The organism is Aeromonas sp. FDAARGOS 1409 (assembly GCF_019048705.1).
Lineage (GTDB): Bacteria > Pseudomonadota > Gammaproteobacteria > Enterobacterales > Aeromonadaceae > Aeromonas > Aeromonas sanarellii.
Genome location: NZ_CP077395.1, coordinates 4044242 through 4060161 on the forward strand (window position 1 = coordinate 4044242; position 15920 = coordinate 4060161).

Genomic DNA, 15920 nt, shown 5'->3' on the forward strand with positions numbered 1-15920 from the left:
GGGCCGAGGCGAAGATCCGGCCTTGCGCCCGGATCCTCGCCGTTGAAATTAGGTTGATGCGCCCACGACGGCAAAGCCCAGGCGGGCCAGCCTGTCGTCGGCGAAGGGGCCCTTCACCTGCAGGGAGGAGAGCTCGCGCCGCTCCGGGTAGCGCTTGCGCTGCTCGTCGAAGCTACCGGGCAGCCCGATCCGGTTGCGAAAACGGGCGTCGTCCCGGCGCACGTCATAGATGAGGTGGACGAGCTGCTTGATGAGGCCCTGATCCGCCGGCTGGCCCGGCGTCACGTCGCGCACCTCGGGGGCGGGCAAGAGGGATTGCAGATCCTGGCGCGGCGTGCGCCCCAGCTGCCGGCAGAGCGCCTCATAGAGCATCCAGGTGCCGCGGGCCTTGCCCTCCAGGCTGTAGCCCGCGATGTGCGGCGTGGCTATCTCGGTGTAAGGCACCAGGGCTTCTAGGGGCTCGGGCTCCCCTTCCCAGACGTCCATCACCAGCCTGAGTGGGGCCGGGCCTTGCTGGCGGGCGAGCAGGGCCCGGTTGTCCCACACCTCGCCGCGGGAGGCGTTGATGAGGATCTGCCCGGCCGGACGAGCCGCTATCTCGCGCTCCCCCAGCAGGTGGAAGGTGGCATCCTGTCCCTCGCGGGTATAGGGGACATGGAAGCTGACGATGTCGGCGCCAAGGGCGGTCCGGTAGTCCACGTAGTCGCCGGCCGCGCCGCTGCGGACCCGGGGCGGGTCACAGCGCAGCACCTTCATGCCGAGCGCCTCGGCCTTGCCGGCCACGCTCTCGCCGGTGTTGCCGGCGCCGATGACGGCGAGGCTCATCTCGCTCAAGTTCAGCTCGTGGCGCTCGGCCAATACCAGCAGGGCCGAGAGCACATAGTCGCCAACCGACACCTTGTTGCAGCCGGGGGCGCTGAAGAAGGGAATGCCCCGTGCCGCCAGCAGGCCCTGATCGATGTGGTCCGTGCCGATAGTGGCGGTGCCGACGAAGCCCAGCCTGGGGCTGGTCGCCAGCAACGCTTCGTTGACCCGGGTCACGGAGCGCACCAGCAGCACATCCGCCTCTTGCAGATCCGCCGCCGTTATTGCTCTTCCCGGCAGGGGGATCACTTCACCAAATTCGGCAAACAGCTCCAGGGCATGGGGCATATTTTCATCAACGACGATCTTCATCGACACGGGTCTCAATCCACAAGGGCCACAGGCGCGCCATTCTAGCCCAAACGCACCGAATTTTCAGAGGCTTGTTCTCGAACGCCCCACCCGGCACAGAGGGGCGGCGCCGCCACGGGCTGGCGACCTCCCTGTGTAACAGCATGTTACCCCACGCCGCCCCCGGCTTGACCGCTGGGGCCTGGCTGGCACAATGGCGCCTCCTTGTTAGCCGCGCACAGCGCCACCGACCAGAGCTCCGCCATGCCGACCCACTCCTCTTCACTGCCCCGCCGTCAGGTGCTTGGCTTCAACGCCGTGCTGCTGTTGCCACTGCTGTTGCTCGTCTGCCTGCCCTGGCAGCCCTTCATGAGCGACGCCCTGCACTCGGGCTGGCTGTGGTGGCCCTATGCCCTGACCCGGATGGTGGACCTGCCGGGCATCGCCGTCACCGTTGCCGCCCTGTTGCTGCTGACCCGACACAAGCTGACGCTGGATGGTCGCGCCCTGCTGGCGCTGGCCGGCGCCCTGTTTGCCGTACTGGCGAGCGACTGGATCATCAAGAGTCTCGTCAAACAGCTGACCGAGGAGCCCAGACCCTACCTTCTCTGGCTGGAACGCCAGGAACTCATCCCCGCCATCCGCCAGTTCTATGCCGGCAGCCTGGCGCTTCGCGGCGAACAGGTCCACGCCGCGACCCAGTTGCTGGCGCTGCCCGCCTGGCTCGGCCAGCACTGGCAGGCAGAGGTCAACTACGCCTTCCCCTCCGGCCACAGCATCGCCGCCATGAGCCTGGCCCAGTTCTTCGGCCTGATCTGGCTGGCCCGCGCCCCCGCCGGGGTCTGGCTGCTGCCGCTCTGGGCCCTCGGCATCGGTCTGTCACGCACCCTGATCGGCATGCACTGGCCCCTGGACGTGCTGGCGAGCGCCTTGCTCGGCAGCCTGACCGCACTCCTGGCCGCCCGCTGGTGGCTGCGCCACTACTGACGCCTCCCCTTTGTCCAATGAAAACGGGCACCTGGGTGCCCGTTTTCATTGCGCGTGCAGCCTTCAACCCTTCTGTTGCCAGCCCTCGGGGTACTTGTAGCCGACGAAGCGCTTGGCGGCATAGGCCTTGAACTCGGGGGAGTTGTAGGCGGCCGCCACGTCCTTGGCGAACGGCTTGTCCGCGTCGGCGCTCTTCACCACCACCCAGTTGATGAAGTCGTAGCTGCGCTCGAGGAAGAGTCCGGAGCTGAACGGAATGCCGCTCGAAGCGGCGAAGTTGCCGTTGATGACAGAGAAGTCCACGTCCTCACGGGAGCGCGGCAGCTGCGCCGCCTCCAGCAGCACCAGCTTGAGGTTGTGGGGGTTGTTCACCACGTCGAACTCGCTCGCCTTGAGGGGGTTTATCCCCTCCTTGAGGGTCAGCCAGCCCAGATCCTGCAGCATCAGCAGTGCCCGCGCCTGGTTGGTGGGATCGTTCGGGATGGCGACCGTGCTCCCCTCTTTCACCGCCTTCAGCTCCCCCAGTTTGCCGGCATAGAGCCCCATGGGGCCGGTCGGCACCTGGGTGATGGGCGCCAGCGACAGCTCCCTGTCTTTGGAGAAGCTATCCAGATAGGGCTTGTGCTGGAAGCAGTTCACGTCCAGCGAGCCATCGGCCAGGGCGATGTTGGGGGTCACGTAGTCGGTGAATTCCACCAGTTTGACCTGGTAGCCCTTGGCCTCGAGCTGCGGCTTGATGGAGTCGGTCACCATGTCGGCAAAGTCCCCGACCGTGGTGCCGATGACGATCTCCTTCTTGGCCGGATCGGCGGCCAGAACGGAAAGCGGCAGGCTGCCGGCCAGCAGGGCCAGGGCGGAGAGGGTGAAGAAGGTACGACGCTGCATAGAAACTCCCTGTCTACATGATGATCAAAACGGTGGTCGTGGGTGTTGTGGAAGAAGAAACACCACAACCATCTAGCCATCCAAACGGCCAATTAAGGACACCATAACAGAGCTTTTCCTCATCGCCAAGCAACAAAACCGGGCAAGCTTGCCCGAGGGCTGGATAAAGTCTTAATGCATCAAGAAGAAATTTTTTGATAGAGCACGCAGTTATCAGGTTTTCCCCCTCCCCGTTTTGTACACAACTGACTTATTGTGGTGATGTGATGTTGAAGTTATAGCATGGGATGGAATAACGTTTTAATTGGATAAAAAGACAGGAGGTCATTTGAAAGATAAGGAAAAAATTGCGGTATTTATCGACGCAGATAATGCACCTGCTAGCAAGATAGACAAAGTACTGTCTGAACTCGCACGTTATGGCGTCGTCAATATTCGCAAAGCATATGGAAATTGGAAGAATTCGACACTCAAAGGATGGGAAGATATTCTCCATGAATTTGCTATTCAGCCAGTACAACAATTCGATTTGACTAAGGGAAAGAATGCAACAGATATGGCCTTGGTCATTGATGTGATGGACGTTATTTACACCAAGGATGTGGACGTTATCTGTCTTGTATCTTCAGATTGCGACTTTACCCCTCTCGTCACTCGCTGCCTAGCAGATGGGAAATTTGTGATTGGGTTTGGTGAGCGCAAGGCATCGACCCCATTCGTCAATAGTTGCTCTCGCTTTCTCTATTTAGATACAGAGGTCCAAGATATAAAGGAAGAGCCCACCGTAGCAAAGCAAACAAAAAATCTGAAAAGTGACGCACGACTTATTAATCTACTACGACAAGCTATAGATGCTGTCGAGGAAGGTGGCGGTTGGGCAATGCTTGGTGCAATCGGAAATCACATATCAAACCATGCTTCATTTGATCAGCGAAACTATGGTTTCAAAAAGCTCAGCGACCTTTTTATGGCAATAGACTTGTTCGAAATGAAGAAAACTGACAATTCGGTATTATGGGTCAGAGACAAGAAACGGGCAACTCAGCTAAGCAAGTCAAAATAGGAGCCACCATGCTGACCAATTCTACCGTCGGCCTGCTGGTCGTGGATATCCAGGGCAAACTCGCCCGCCTGGTGGAAGGGAGCGACTCGCTCATCGCCAACACGGCCAGGCTGGTGCAGGGCGCGAAGGCGCTGGGCCTGCCGGTGGTCTGGCTGGAGCAAAATCCCGAGAAACTCGGCACCACCGTGCCCGAGTTGCGGCCGCTGCAGGCGGGGGATCCCGTGCTGACCAAGTTCAGCTTCGGTGCACTGGGGGAGCCGGCCGTGGCCGACACCCTCGCGAGGACGGGAGTCAGCCACTGGCTGGTGTGCGGCATCGAGACCCATATCTGCGTCTACCAGAGCGTGCTGGGACTGCTGGCGGGCGGCGCCCGGGTCTCCCTGGCGGTGGATGCGGTGTCGTCCCGCAGTGCCGCCAACCGGGATCTCGCCATCGGCCAGCTGGCGGCCAGGGGGGCGGCCCTCACCTCCGTGGAGATGTGCCTCTTTGATCTGATGGGGGATTGCCGCCACCCGGCGTTTCGCCAGATCCTCTCCCTGGTGAAGTGACCGCCATGATGGACAACATGGCGCCCCTGATGTTTGCCCTCATCGCCTTCGGGGTGGCGCTCACGGTGACCATGACGGGCATGGCGGCCACCCGCCACTATCTGGCCTGGCTCTGGCTGGGGATCATGCTCTTCTTCGGGCTGTGGTGGGCGCTGCTGGGCCTGCCTGCGCTCCTCGCCGAGCCGACCCCTCTCTGATCATGCCGCCCGGGCGGCTCAGTCCCCCAGGCGCTCCTGCAGATAGTCATAACCTCCCTCTTCCCTTGGCACGAAACTCAGTCGGTGGGTGAGGCCGGGGGGGGCATCCTCCGGATGGTGCGAAACGAACAGCAGCTGGGTGCCCTCGCCGATGAGGCGCACCACCAACGCCCGCACCAGATGGCGGTTGAGGGGATCCAGCCCCTGCAGAGGTTCGTCCAGGATGAGCAGCGGCGGATGCTTGACCAGGGCCCGGGCGATCAGCACCAGCCGCTGCTGGCCGAAGGAGAGGGAGTGAAAGGGCTGGACCCCCTGCTCCTTTAACCCCAGCAGGGCCAGCCACTCGTTGGCCAGCGCCAGCTGACGATCCCCTGGGCGGGTATAAAGCCCGATGGAGTCGTAGAAGCCGGAAAGGATCACCGCCAGCACCGAACAGCTCACGCGATAGTCCAGGTGCAGCGCCGGGCTCACGAGCCCGATATGGCGCTTGATCTCCCAGATGCTCTCGCCGCTGCCCCGCCGCCGCCCGAACAGATGGAGCTCATTGTTGTAACCCTGCGGGTGATCCCCGGTGATGAGAGAGAGCAGGGTCGACTTGCCGGCCCCGTTCGGTCCCACCAGTTGCCAGTGCTCCCCCTCGGCAATGGTCCAGTCGAGCCCGTCGATCACCACCTGGTCCCCGTAAGCGATACGCATGGCTTTCATGACCACCCGTGGGCCTGAAGGCAAGGGCTCGGGCGCCGTGAGCGGAGGCGGCAAGCGGGGGGAGACGGCTTCGGCGCGCGCCAGCTGGGCCACCTCCCGGCTGCCGAGCACGACATCGCGCCCCCCCGCCAGCAGCAGGCGACACTCGCCGAGCAGGCCGAGGTGGGTGGCAAAGGGCGGGATCTCGTCGAAGCGGTTGACGATCACCACCAGACGCAGCCCTTCGCTCACCAGGTGTACCAGCAGCGACATCAGGGAGGCTCTGGCCCCCTGATCCAGCCCATCGCAGGGCTCGTCCAGCACCAGCAGCTCGGGGCGTCCCAACAGGGCCCGGGCCAGCAGCAGCTTGCGCCCCTCCCCGCTCGAGAGGTAACGGTAGGGGCGATCCCACAGGGACTCGATGCCGAAGCGCGCCAGCAGCGAGCGGGCCTGCGCCTCCTCGCCCCCCTCCTCCAGCATCAGGGTCGACACCCGGTAGCCCACCTCCTCCTCTTCCCCCAGCATGTCGGTGTTGCGCCGCTGGAAATCGCGCTCGCCCAGTTGCTGCTGCGACTCGAACGAGAGTCGCTCGGCCCGGACCCGACCCGTCACCACCCCGGTACGCACCGCCAGCTCGCCGCACAGGGCCGACGCCAACGCCGTCTTGCCGCTGCCATTGCTGCCGACAAAGGCCCAGCACGCCTGAGGGGTGAGACAGAGTTCGGGAATAATCAGGGAGTGTTGGCCACGCAGGGCCAGGGTGGCGGATTGCCACTGCAATGAGGTCATGGGGTCGTCCTGTGAGTCGCGGTAAGCAGCCTTGCTCCCTCCCCTTGTAACAGAAAAAGGGGGGTGCAGACAAAAACGGCGCCATTGCGGCGCCGTATCGTTGAAGAGCGGGGGACGAGCTTAGCCGGCCTTGTGCTGCTCGGCCAGATAGAGCCAGGTATCAACCACGGTATCGGGATTGAGGGACACCGAGTCTATGCCCTGCTCGACCAGCCAGGCCGCGAAGTCCGGGTGATCGGACGGCCCCTGGCCGCAGATCCCGACATACTTGCCCGCCTTGCGGGCCGCGGCGATGGCCATGGCCAGCAGCGCCTTGACCGCCTCGTTGCGCTCGTCGAACAGGTGGGCGATGAGACCGGAGTCCCTATCAAGTCCAAGCGTGAGCTGGGTCATGTCGTTGGAGCCGATGGAGAAGCCGTCGAAGTGCTCGAGGAACTTGTCCGCCAGCAGCGCATTGGAGGGCAGTTCGCACATCATGATGACCTTGAGGCCCCGCTCGCCGCGGCGCAGGCCGTTCTCCGCCAGGATCTCCACCACCTGCTCCGCCTCACCGACGGTGCGCACGAAGGGGATCATCACCTCGACGTTGGTCAGGCCCATGACATCCCGCACCCGCTTCATCGCCTCGCACTCCAGGGCGAAGCAGGGGCGGAAGCTGTCGGCGATGTAACGGGACGCGCCACGGAAGCCGATCATGGGGTTCTCCTCGTGGGGCTCGTAGCCACGGCCCCCCACCAGGTTGGCGTACTCGTTGGACTTGAAGTCCGACATCCGCACGATGACCCGCTCCGGCCAGAAGGCGGCGGCCAGGGTGGCGATGCCCTCGGTCAGCTTGGCGACGTAGAACTCGCGGGGGCTCTCGTAACCCGCGATCATCTTATTGATGGTGGCTTGCAGCTCGGGCGTCTGCTTATCGAACTCCAGCAGCGCCTTGGGGTGCACCCCTATCATGCGGTTGATGATGAACTCGAGGCGGGCCAGGCCCACGCCGGCATTCGGCAGCTGGGCGAAGTCGAAGGCGCGGTCCGGATTGCCGACGTTCATCATCACCTTGATGGGCAGGCGCGGCATGTTGCCCACCTCGGTCACCGCCACGTCGAAGTCGAGTTCGCCGTCATAGATGAAACCGGTGTCCCCTTCCGCGCAGGAGACGGTGATGAGCTGACCATCCTGGATGCGATCGGTGGCGTCACCGCAACCCACCACAGCCGGAATGCCGAGCTCCCGGGCGATGATGGCGGCGTGGCAGGTGCGGCCGCCGCGGTTGGTGACGATGGCGGAGGCCCGCTTCATGATGGGCTCCCAATCCGGATCCGTCATGTCGGTGACCAGCACGTCGCCGGGCTGCACTTCATCCATCTGGCTGATGGAAGAGATGACCCGGGCCGGGCCCGCACCAATCTTGTGGCCGATGGCGCGCCCCTCGATCAGCACCTTGCCGGATTGCTTGAGGGCGAAGCGCTCGAGGGTGTTCGCCTCCTGGCGGCTGCGCACGGTTTCCGGACGGGCCTGAACGATGTAGAGCTTGCCATCCTGACCATCCTTGGCCCACTCGATGTCCATCGGGCGACCGTAGTGTTGCTCGATGATGAGGGCCTGTCTGGCCAGGGCCATCACCTCCTCGTCCGTGATGCAGAAGCGGCTGCGCTCGGCATCGGTGGTGTCGACGATCTTCACCTGACGGCCGTGGCCGGCGTCGTCGGAGTAGGTCATCTTGATGAGCTTTGACCCTAAGGTCTTGCGCACCACGGCGGGGCGACCGCCCTTCAAGGTCGGCTTGTGCACATAGAATTCGTCCGGGTTGACGGCCCCCTGCACCACCATCTCCCCCAGGCCCTGGGAGCCGGTGATAAAGACCACATCGTTGAAGCCGGATTCGGTGTCCAGGGTGAACATGACGCCGGAGGCGGCCAAGTCCGAGCGCACCATGCGCTGCACCCCGGCGGAGAGGGCGACGCCCTTGTGGTCATAGCCCTGATGCACCCGGTAGGAGATGGCGCGATCGTTGAAGAGGGATGCAAACACATGCTTGATGGCGGTCATGACAGCATCTATGCCGCGCACGTTGAGGAAGGTCTCCTGCTGACCGGCGAAGGAGGCGTCCGGCATGTCCTCGGCAGTGGCGGAGGAGCGCACGGCAAAGGAGGCCTCTAGCCCGGCGCTCAGCTTGGTGTAGGCCTCGCGCACCGCCTGCTCCAGCGCGGGCTGGAACGGCGCCTCCACCACCCAGTCGCGGATCTGCTGGCCGGCCCGGTTGAGGGCGGCGATGTCGTCCACGTCCAGGCTGTCGAGCAGGTCGTGGATCTTGCCGTTGAGGCCGCTTAACTCCAGAAACTCGTTAAACGCAAAGGCGGTGGTCGCAAAGCCACCCGGCACGGACACGCCGGCACCGGAGAGGTTGCTGATCATCTCGCCAAGGGATGCATTCTTGCCGCCGACGCGCTCTACGTCCTGCATACCGAGCTGTTCGTACCAGAGTACGTACTGTTGCATTTGCATGTCTCCAGGTTGGGGGGCCAGGGTGACAACTCACCTGCTGTGCCAAGTCATGTGTTTTTGTTAGTGTCTGTTGCCAACGACCGTGAAAACGTTTTCTATTTATGGTCAAAAAAATCCCCGAGCAAGAGTTGGGGATGGTCGTTTGACACAGGCATTCTACAATAGCGACACAAAAAGGTAACGACTCAGGTTTGCAAGCGAGTTCACAACTTGGGCACGGCAGATCTGTTGACAAAAACGATATGGTTTCGAGAGATACTTGTTTCTCGTCATCCCCCGGAGCGCACCACAGGAGCCCCCAGTGCACACCGTATTCTATGTATCCGACGGCACCGCCATCACCGCCGAAGTCTTCGGTCACGCCGTGCTGAGCCAGTTTCCCCTGGCCTTCGAGCAGGTCACCATTCCCTTCGTGGAAACCCTGGAGAAGGCGCGCCAGGTGCGGGCCCGCATCGACGAGCAGTTCCGCCAGACCGGGGTTCGCCCCATCCTGTTTCACACCATAGTCGACCCGCAAGTACGGGAAGAGGTGCTCAAGGCCCAGGCCAGCAGCCACGACTTTCTCAACACCTTCGTGAGCCCCCTCGAACAGGAGCTCGGGATCAAGGCCGAGCCCAGACTCCACCGCACCCACGGCATGGAGAACCGCAAGCTCTACGACGATCGCATCGAGGCGGTCAACTTCGCGCTGGCCAACGACGACGGCATCACCACCAAGGAGTATGACGAGGCGGACATCATCCTCATCGGTGTCTCCCGCTGCGGCAAGACACCGACCAGCCTCTACCTGGCGTTGCAATTCGGCATCCGCGCCGCCAACTACCCCTTCATCGAGCAGGACATGGGCTCCCTGGATCTGCCCGCCCCCCTCAAGGCCAACCGCCACAAGCTGTTCGGCCTCACCATAGCGCCACAGCGGCTGCACGAGATCCGCAACCAGCGCCGTGCCAACAGCCGCTACTCCTCGCTTGATCAGTGCAAGCAGGAGCTGGCCAGCGTCGAGCGGCTGTTCCGCCAGGAGGCGATCCGCTTCCTCGATACCAGCTCCCACTCGGTGGAGGAGATCAGCGCCAAGATCCTGGAAGCCACCGGGTTGCGTCGCCAACTCTGCTGACGATGCGAATCGCAGCAGCGAAAAACACCAGCACAATCACCACTGTCAAGATAAGTGAACGATTGAAACGGTAGAGATGTGAAGCCGATGACGCCAGCGGGGTGGCTGGCGTCATCCTGCTCAGGGATTGGGCGGGGAAACCGGCTTGTTGAGCTCCCTGTTGTTCATCAACATGCCATAAAAACCCGGCAAGCCGTGGCGCCTGCGCACCCGCTCGCTCAGCCAGCAGGCGGGGAACAGGCCGAAGCCCGCAGCCAGGGCCAGCACCATGACGATATGGCCCACCAGATACTCCGCCCCCAGCCATCCCCAGACCACGAGACAAGCCATCGCCATCGTCAACAACATGGGGGAAAGCCAGACACCCAGCCACAGCACGGCAGTCAACAGACCACCGACAACACGCTCAACATGCTCGATCATATGAGTCCCTTCTGAAGAAACCGGCAATAACCCATGTTTTTGGCGACTTGTCAAATACCGAAAACCCGAATGACTACAAAACAACCAATCACTTCCAAAACCCCTTTCCAGATCATAAAAAACCTGCATGGCGCACAAAAAGCCAGCCGATGATGATGAAAACAGGTGCATGGGCGAGCGTTTATCACTATTCTGCTCGGGTTGGTAGCCGCCATAAAAAACAGTAGGCGGCAAACCGTAACGATATAAATACGGATTTCGTCACGTTTTCGGCACAAGATGCTGCGCCTGGCACAGGAAGTGCCATGGCCGACGAGGCGGGAGACGAGTGAATTCAGCGACGTTAAGGAAGGAAGAATGGATCTTCAACAAAACGGCGAAGAGCTGAAACGCGGCCTGAAAAACCGCCATATCCAGCTCATCGCACTGGGCGGTGCCATCGGCACCGGCCTGTTCCTCGGCATTGCCGACACCATCAAGATGGCGGGTCCCTCCGTCCTGCTGGGTTACGCCATCGGCGGCTTCATCGCCTTTCTCATCATGCGCCAGCTCGGTGAAATGGTGGTGGAAGAGCCGGTTGCCGGCTCCTTCAGCCACTTTGCCTACAAGTACTGGGGCGACTTCGCCGGCTTCGCCTCCGGCTGGAACTACTGGGTGCTCTATGTGCTGGTGAGCATGGCGGAGCTGACGGCAGTCGGCATCTATGTCCAGTACTGGTGGCCCGAGATCCCGACCTGGATGTCGGCGGCTTTCTTCTTCGTGCTGATCAACGCCATCAACCTCTCCAACGTCAAGGCGTTTGGTGAGATGGAGTTCTGGTTCGCCATCATCAAGGTGGTCGCCATCCTCGGCATGATAGGCTTCGGCGGTTATCTGCTGTTCTCCGGCACCGGTGGCCCCGAGGCCACGGTCAGCAACCTCTGGGCCCAGGGCGGTTTCTTCCCGAATGGCGTGGGTGGGCTGGTGATGGCCATGGCCTTCATCATGTTCTCCTTCGGCGGCCTGGAGCTGGTCGGCATCACGGCGGCGGAAGCGGACAATCCCGAGAAGAGCATCCCAAAAGCCACCAATCAGGTGATCTACCGCATCCTGATCTTCTATATCGGCGCCCTGACCGTACTGCTCTCCCTCTACCCCTGGGGTAAAGTCGTCGAAGGCGGCAGTCCGTTCGTGATGATCTTCCACGCCCTGGACAGCAACCTGGTGGCCAATGTGCTGAACCTGGTGGTGCTGACCGCTGCGCTGTCCGTGTACAACAGCTGTGTCTACTGCAACAGCCGCATGCTGTTTGGCCTGGCCAAGCAGGGCAACGGACCCAAGGCCCTGCTCAAGACCAACAAGAGCGGCGTACCCCTGACTGCCATCACCATCTCGGCCGCAGCCACCCTGCTGTGCGTGCTGATCAACTACCTGATCCCGGGCAAGGCCTTTGGTCTGCTGATGTCCCTGGTGGTCTCCGCCCTGGTCATCAACTGGGCCATGATCAGCCTGGCACACCTCAAGTTCCGCAAGGCCAAGGCCGCAGAAGGCGTCACCACCAAGTTCAAGGCACTGTGGAGCCCGTTTGGCAACTACCTCTGCCTCGCCTTCATGGCCGCCATCCTGGTGATCATGTACATGAACGACGGCACCCGCATCTCGGTCGAGCTGATCCCGGCCTGGGTCCTGGTGCTCGGCATCGGCTATCTGCTCAAGCAGAAGAGCCAGCGCAAGGTAGCCACCACCCTAGGCTAAGCATCACGCCCCTCCTATGCAAATGCCGGTCTGTGACCGGCATTTCTAATTAAAAAACGCCAATAATTCATACTGTTATTTTTAACGCTGATTCAATCCCCCCATTTATCCCCCCACTTGTTTTTCTAATGGTAAAATTCTGGCCTCTAGCCGAGGCACTACTGGACCCTCACGTGGAGGTATCGTGAAAGGCAGCTTTAGAGTGCATGTGTAGCAATACCTCAGGACCACCAGTATCGAAACCATTCTGATAAATACGCCGAGTTAAGTCAGGTCTCATGTAGAGATCATTCCACCATATGATGCTAAGCATACGCGCACATTTATTTCGTAATGCGAAGATCGCAGGTTCGACTCCTGTTTCCGGCACCACATATAGCAAGGCTAGCAGCGATGCGAGCCTTATTCATTTTTGAGGTTGGCTAACACTGGGCTAACGTCAGCCCTGGCATACAAGTGGCATCGGCCCTCCCATCAACCGCTCAGCATGCTGCTGTACCAGGTAGGTTCGCGCCAGTTCAGGGTCCTTGCATCCCAGCCAGGTGTCGTAGTCATCCGGCGACACGATGACCAGGCTACGCTTCTCGTCCCCTGGCTTGTGCATTCGCCGCAGCAGTGGGTGGGTGTCGGCATTGATGGTGAGCTGGGAGAAGCTGAAGGTATAGCCCTGCTCCTCCTGCCATGCCCGCCAGATGCCGGCCACTGCGAAGGGCATGCTGTCGGTCATGCTGATCCGCCAACGCTCGGCCTTGCCGCTCTCGTAGCAGGGCTCGAAGAAGCCGGTCATTGACACCAGGCAGAGATGCCCCTGCTGCCAGGCGTGGCGGTAGGTCGGCTTTTCACCCACCGTCTCGGCCCTGGCGTTCATCGTGGTGTAGTGCTTGTTGCCTGGCTGCACCTTCCTCTTCGGCACCATTCCATAACTGGCGATCAGCGCCTGCCGCCGTCCGTCTCGCTGGATCAGGATCGGGGCCTGGTAGTCCTGCCACACCTCCTCCTTCCAGTCGTACCCGGGGTCATCAACCCCGAAGTATTCCACCAGCACCGCCTTGGTGGGCGGGATGTAGTTGATGCACATGCGCAGCTCCTCCGTCGTATGAGAGCTCAAACTCACCAGATCAGTCTCTGCCAAGCATAATTGGCCGCGTCCCCCTTGCCCTGCCAAGACCCGAACGCCGACCAGTGATCTTTCCGGATCTCTCGGTTAGAATCACTGTATGTTCATACAGTGACTTTTGCCATGTTCCCCCACGCAACCGATGCACCTATCATAGAGCTCCCTTTATTTCTCACCCCTGCCGCCTGCGGGTTTCCCTCCCCGGCTCAGGACTATGTGGAACAGTCCATCGACCTCAACCAACACTGTGTCCCCCACCCGGCGGCCACCTTCTATGTACGGGCCAGCGGACACAGCATGGTCGGGGAAGGTATCAATGACGGCGATATGCTGATCATCGACCGTGCTGTCACAGCTCGCCACGGCGACATCGTGCTGGCCTGTCTGGATGGTGAGTTCACCGTCAAGATCTTGCAGTCCGACCCACCCGCACTACTACCGTCCAACCCGGATTTCTCCCCCATCATTCTGCAAGAAGGGCAGGAGCTGGATATCTTCGGCGTCGTCACCTTCGTTCTGCACAAAACTAGGCGAGGGTAGTCATGCCAACCGCCATTGCCCTGGTCGACGTGAACAACTTCTACGCCTCTTGCGAGCGGCTGTTTCGCCCCGACCTCAAGGGGGTGCCGATCGTTGTGCTCTCCAACAACGATGGCTGTGTCGTGGCCAGATCGGCAGAGGCCAAGCGGTTGGGGGTCAAGATGGGGATTCCCTACTTCCAGATCCGCGAGCTCTATGAAGAGCAGGGCGGCATCTGGTTCAGCTCCAACTACGCCCTCTATGGCGACCTGTCGAACCGGGTGATGACGACCCTGGAGAGCATGGCCCCAACCGTCGAGGTCTACAGCATTGATGAAGCGTTCATCGAGCTCAGCGAAAGTTGGGCCGGTGACCTGCTGGCCTATGGCCGCCAGATCCGCGAACGGGTGCAGCAGTGGACCGGCCTCACTGTCGGGGTGGGCATTGCGCCGACCAAGACCCTGGCCAAGCTGGCGAACTACGCCGCCAAGAAGTGGCCTGCCACCGGCGGTGTGGTGGATCTGCGTGATGAGGGGCGCCGCGCCAAGCTGATGGCCATCACCCCGGTTGAGGAAGTCTGGGGGATAGGGCGCAAGCTGACCGCCAAGCTCAACAAACAGGGCATCAACACCGTGGCGGATCTGGTGGGTGCCGACCCCAAGAGTCTGCGCCGACAGTATGGGGTCGTCGTCGAGCGCACCGTACAGGAGCTGAGGGGGATCCCCTGTGCCGAGCGGGAGCCGACAGCCCAGGCCAAGCAGCAGATCATCTGCAGCCGGAGTTTTGGTGAACGCATCACGGCGTTTGGCTCCATGCGGGAGGCGCTGGCCGGCTACATGGAGCGGGCCGTGGAAAAGCTCAGAGCAGAGGGCATGTGCTGCCGGCACGTCACCCTCTTTATAAGGAGCAGCCCCTTCTCGGAGCGAGAGACCTATTACAGCAACCAGATATCGACCCGGATGCAGACCCCCACCTCAGACACCCGGGACCTGCTTGCCCTGGTTGAACCGCTGCTGCGCCGTATCTGGCGGGATGATGTCCGCTATATGAAGGGCGGGGTCATGCTGGCCGACTTCACCCCGGCCAGCATGCACCAGGGAGACCTGTTCGCTGATCGGCAGCAGGATCCCCGCAGCGAGGCACTGATGAAGGTGATTGACCAGATCAATCAGGGAAGGCTGGGGAAGGTCTACTTCGCGGCCAGGGGCCGTGATACTAGAGAGTGGACGATGAAGCGGGAGCAGCTCAGCCCCCGCTATACCACCTGCATCAACGAGCTCCCCGCGGTGAAAGCATGAATATAACCAGCTTGGTCTACAGCTGCTGGTGAGACGCCAACTTAGCATCCTGTGCAAAGCGCTGATATGCGCCTTACTAACTGTACGTAACCATAGAATTACCCCAGTCACACTGACTTAGGGTGGACATTTTCTACGCGGGGCGAGAGCACACCTCGTTAAATCAAGTAACCAGCTCGATTTTTACTCATTAAACACACAACCCAAGAGTAAATAGCACTCGGCATTACTCCGCAGCGTGAGCGATATTCATACCGATTGATGCAATTTTGCTCTGCCTACTTATTTTTAGGTTAGTGTACTCTCACCCTGATTCTATACGTAACTAGTTGAAGGGCTGCGACACCTCACGAACTCAGAGTGGAACATAGTTGTTCGCTTTTATCGTCCGGCTCTTTTCGATATTAAGTTCGATCAGTTTGTTGACTTGGGTAGAGGTATGGATGCCAACCTTGCACCAGAGAGCAAAATGTTCGCAGTTAGCAAGCAGCAGATTGTACTCAGCAAAGCCCAAACATCGCTCAGCCCGACTTGCGCACTCTTCTCGCGAATAAATGTGATAATCATTGGTCGCGAACCAATTATAAAGACTCTTTGCGAACAAGCTGGAAGCGCCCGATGAAAACAACAAAGCCGGAACTAAGATAGCTAGATCTGAATTGGTTAAGAAGGTTATAACCCTTCCCAACAAACCCTGTTCTTTCTCACCAAAGCCCATCACATCGAACCGATCCGCATCTCGGATAAAATGACGCATGTTTGTCCGCATGATGCTATTGCCATCGCTTTTATCACTGTTAGGACTGGTGAAGTGGACGATCATATCGTTGCCTACATATACACCGTAATGATCGTAGAACCGACGGCTGACCCGAAGAACCATACCCCGCTGAATACTGTCCACTTCT

The 15920-nt window shown here is 60.6% G+C and carries 15 protein-coding genes; 8 read left to right on the forward strand and 7 right to left on the reverse strand.

What is annotated here, in order from left to right:
• Nucleotides 1-48: 48 nt before the first annotated feature.
• A complete protein-coding gene (locus tag I6L39_RS18830; RefSeq protein ID WP_209792810.1) occupies nucleotides 49-1176 on the reverse strand; it encodes a 4-phosphoerythronate dehydrogenase in 1128 nt (375 codons plus the stop codon).
• Between the two features lie 243 nt (nucleotides 1177-1419).
• Here I6L39_RS18830 and I6L39_RS18835 point away from each other — a divergent pair, with 243 nt between their 5' ends.
• Complete coding sequence (locus I6L39_RS18835) at nucleotides 1420-2142, forward strand: phosphatase PAP2 family protein (RefSeq protein WP_216991845.1); 723 nt, start codon at nucleotides 1420-1422, stop codon at nucleotides 2140-2142.
• Nucleotides 2143-2205: 63 nt separating this feature from the next.
• On the opposite strand, the gene I6L39_RS18840 is transcribed toward I6L39_RS18835, so the two are convergent.
• Nucleotides 2206-3027 carry a MetQ/NlpA family ABC transporter substrate-binding protein gene (locus I6L39_RS18840; protein WP_216990501.1) on the reverse strand — a complete coding sequence of 274 codons (822 nt, stop codon included), beginning with the start codon at nucleotides 3025-3027 and terminating at the stop codon, nucleotides 2206-2208.
• Nucleotides 3028-3355: 328 nt separating this feature from the next.
• Here I6L39_RS18840 and I6L39_RS18845 point away from each other — a divergent pair, with 328 nt between their 5' ends.
• The 3 genes from I6L39_RS18845 to I6L39_RS18855 are packed head-to-tail and all read left to right on the forward strand — an operon-like array spanning nucleotide 3356 to nucleotide 4835.
• A complete protein-coding gene (locus I6L39_RS18845) occupies nucleotides 3356-4090 on the forward strand; it encodes an NYN domain-containing protein (RefSeq protein WP_216990502.1) in 735 nt (244 codons plus the stop codon).
• Nucleotides 4091-4098: 8 nt separating this feature from the next.
• Nucleotides 4099-4638, forward strand: a complete 540-nt coding sequence (locus I6L39_RS18850; protein WP_216990503.1) for a hydrolase — start codon at nucleotides 4099-4101, stop codon at nucleotides 4636-4638.
• 5 nt (nucleotides 4639-4643) lie between these two features.
• On the forward strand, nucleotides 4644-4835 hold the full coding sequence (locus tag I6L39_RS18855) for a hypothetical protein (protein ID WP_245195882.1): 192 nt from the start codon (nucleotides 4644-4646) through the stop codon (nucleotides 4833-4835).
• A gap of 18 nt (nucleotides 4836-4853) precedes the next feature.
• On the opposite strand, the gene modF is transcribed toward I6L39_RS18855, so the two are convergent.
• Both modF and ppsA read right to left on the reverse strand, forming a co-directional pair.
• Nucleotides 4854-6308, reverse strand: coding sequence for a molybdate ABC transporter ATP-binding protein ModF (gene modF, locus I6L39_RS18860; RefSeq protein ID WP_216990504.1), 1455 nt, complete (start codon nucleotides 6306-6308; stop codon nucleotides 4854-4856).
• A gap of 120 nt (nucleotides 6309-6428) precedes the next feature.
• Nucleotides 6429-8801, reverse strand: a complete 2373-nt coding sequence (gene ppsA, locus I6L39_RS18865; protein ID WP_216990505.1) for a phosphoenolpyruvate synthase — start codon at nucleotides 8799-8801, stop codon at nucleotides 6429-6431.
• A gap of 307 nt (nucleotides 8802-9108) precedes the next feature.
• On the opposite strand from ppsA, the gene I6L39_RS18870 reads away from it, so the two are divergent.
• Complete coding sequence (locus I6L39_RS18870) at nucleotides 9109-9921, forward strand: pyruvate, water dikinase regulatory protein (RefSeq protein WP_042078546.1); 813 nt, start codon at nucleotides 9109-9111, stop codon at nucleotides 9919-9921.
• Between the two features lie 120 nt (nucleotides 9922-10041).
• On the opposite strand, the gene I6L39_RS18875 is transcribed toward I6L39_RS18870, so the two are convergent.
• On the reverse strand, nucleotides 10042-10344 hold the full coding sequence (locus tag I6L39_RS18875; RefSeq protein WP_216990506.1) for a hypothetical protein: 303 nt from the start codon (nucleotides 10342-10344) through the stop codon (nucleotides 10042-10044).
• A 357-nt stretch (nucleotides 10345-10701) separates the two neighbouring features.
• Here I6L39_RS18875 and I6L39_RS18880 point away from each other — a divergent pair, with 357 nt between their 5' ends.
• Nucleotides 10702-12078, forward strand: a complete 1377-nt coding sequence (locus I6L39_RS18880; RefSeq protein WP_216990507.1) for an amino acid permease — start codon at nucleotides 10702-10704, stop codon at nucleotides 12076-12078.
• Nucleotides 12079-12517: 439 nt separating this feature from the next.
• On the opposite strand, the gene I6L39_RS18885 is transcribed toward I6L39_RS18880, so the two are convergent.
• Nucleotides 12518-13156 carry an SOS response-associated peptidase gene (locus tag I6L39_RS18885; RefSeq protein WP_042078548.1) on the reverse strand — a complete coding sequence of 213 codons (639 nt, stop codon included), beginning with the start codon at nucleotides 13154-13156 and terminating at the stop codon, nucleotides 12518-12520.
• Nucleotides 13157-13318: 162 nt separating this feature from the next.
• On the opposite strand from I6L39_RS18885, the gene umuD reads away from it, so the two are divergent.
• Nucleotides 13319-13735, forward strand: coding sequence for a translesion error-prone DNA polymerase V autoproteolytic subunit (gene umuD / locus I6L39_RS18890; protein ID WP_042078549.1), 417 nt, complete (start codon nucleotides 13319-13321; stop codon nucleotides 13733-13735).
• A gap of 2 nt (nucleotides 13736-13737) precedes the next feature.
• The gene (gene umuC, locus I6L39_RS18895; RefSeq protein WP_216990508.1) at nucleotides 13738-15012 is read left to right on the forward strand and encodes a translesion error-prone DNA polymerase V subunit UmuC; all 1275 of its coding nucleotides are present in this window, start codon (nucleotides 13738-13740) and stop codon (nucleotides 15010-15012) included.
• Nucleotides 15013-15367: 355 nt separating this feature from the next.
• Here umuC and I6L39_RS18900 read toward each other — a convergent pair whose 3' ends face one another.
• Entirely contained in the window at nucleotides 15368-15916 is a 549-nt protein-coding gene (locus I6L39_RS18900; protein ID WP_157005459.1) for a lecithin retinol acyltransferase family protein, read from the reverse strand.
• Between the last annotated feature and the right edge of the window lie 4 nt (nucleotides 15917-15920).

Excerpts from the sequence above, each read along its gene's own strand:
- I6L39_RS18830 (WP_209792810.1), bottom strand. The coding sequence starts at position 1,176 with ATGAAGATCGTCGTTGATGAAAATATGCCCCATGCCCTGGAGCTGTTT.
- I6L39_RS18835 (WP_216991845.1), top strand. The coding sequence starts at position 1,420 with ATGCCGACCCACTCCTCTTCACTGCCCCGCCGTCAGGTGCTTGGCTTC.
- I6L39_RS18840 (WP_216990501.1), bottom strand. The coding sequence starts at position 3,027 with ATGCAGCGTCGTACCTTCTTCACCCTCTCCGCCCTGGCCCTGCTGGCC.
- I6L39_RS18850 (WP_216990503.1), top strand. The coding sequence starts at position 4,099 with ATGCTGACCAATTCTACCGTCGGCCTGCTGGTCGTGGATATCCAGGGC.
- I6L39_RS18855 (WP_245195882.1), top strand. The coding sequence starts at position 4,644 with ATGATGGACAACATGGCGCCCCTGATGTTTGCCCTCATCGCCTTCGGG.
- modF (WP_216990504.1), bottom strand. The coding sequence starts at position 6,308 with ATGACCTCATTGCAGTGGCAATCCGCCACCCTGGCCCTGCGTGGCCAA.
- ppsA (WP_216990505.1), bottom strand. The coding sequence starts at position 8,801 with ATGCAACAGTACGTACTCTGGTACGAACAGCTCGGTATGCAGGACGTA.
- I6L39_RS18875 (WP_216990506.1), bottom strand. The coding sequence starts at position 10,344 with ATGATCGAGCATGTTGAGCGTGTTGTCGGTGGTCTGTTGACTGCCGTG.
- I6L39_RS18880 (WP_216990507.1), top strand. The coding sequence starts at position 10,702 with ATGGATCTTCAACAAAACGGCGAAGAGCTGAAACGCGGCCTGAAAAAC.
- I6L39_RS18885 (WP_042078548.1), bottom strand. The coding sequence starts at position 13,156 with ATGTGCATCAACTACATCCCGCCCACCAAGGCGGTGCTGGTGGAATAC.
- umuD (WP_042078549.1), top strand. The coding sequence starts at position 13,319 with ATGTTCCCCCACGCAACCGATGCACCTATCATAGAGCTCCCTTTATTT.
- umuC (WP_216990508.1), top strand. The coding sequence starts at position 13,738 with ATGCCAACCGCCATTGCCCTGGTCGACGTGAACAACTTCTACGCCTCT.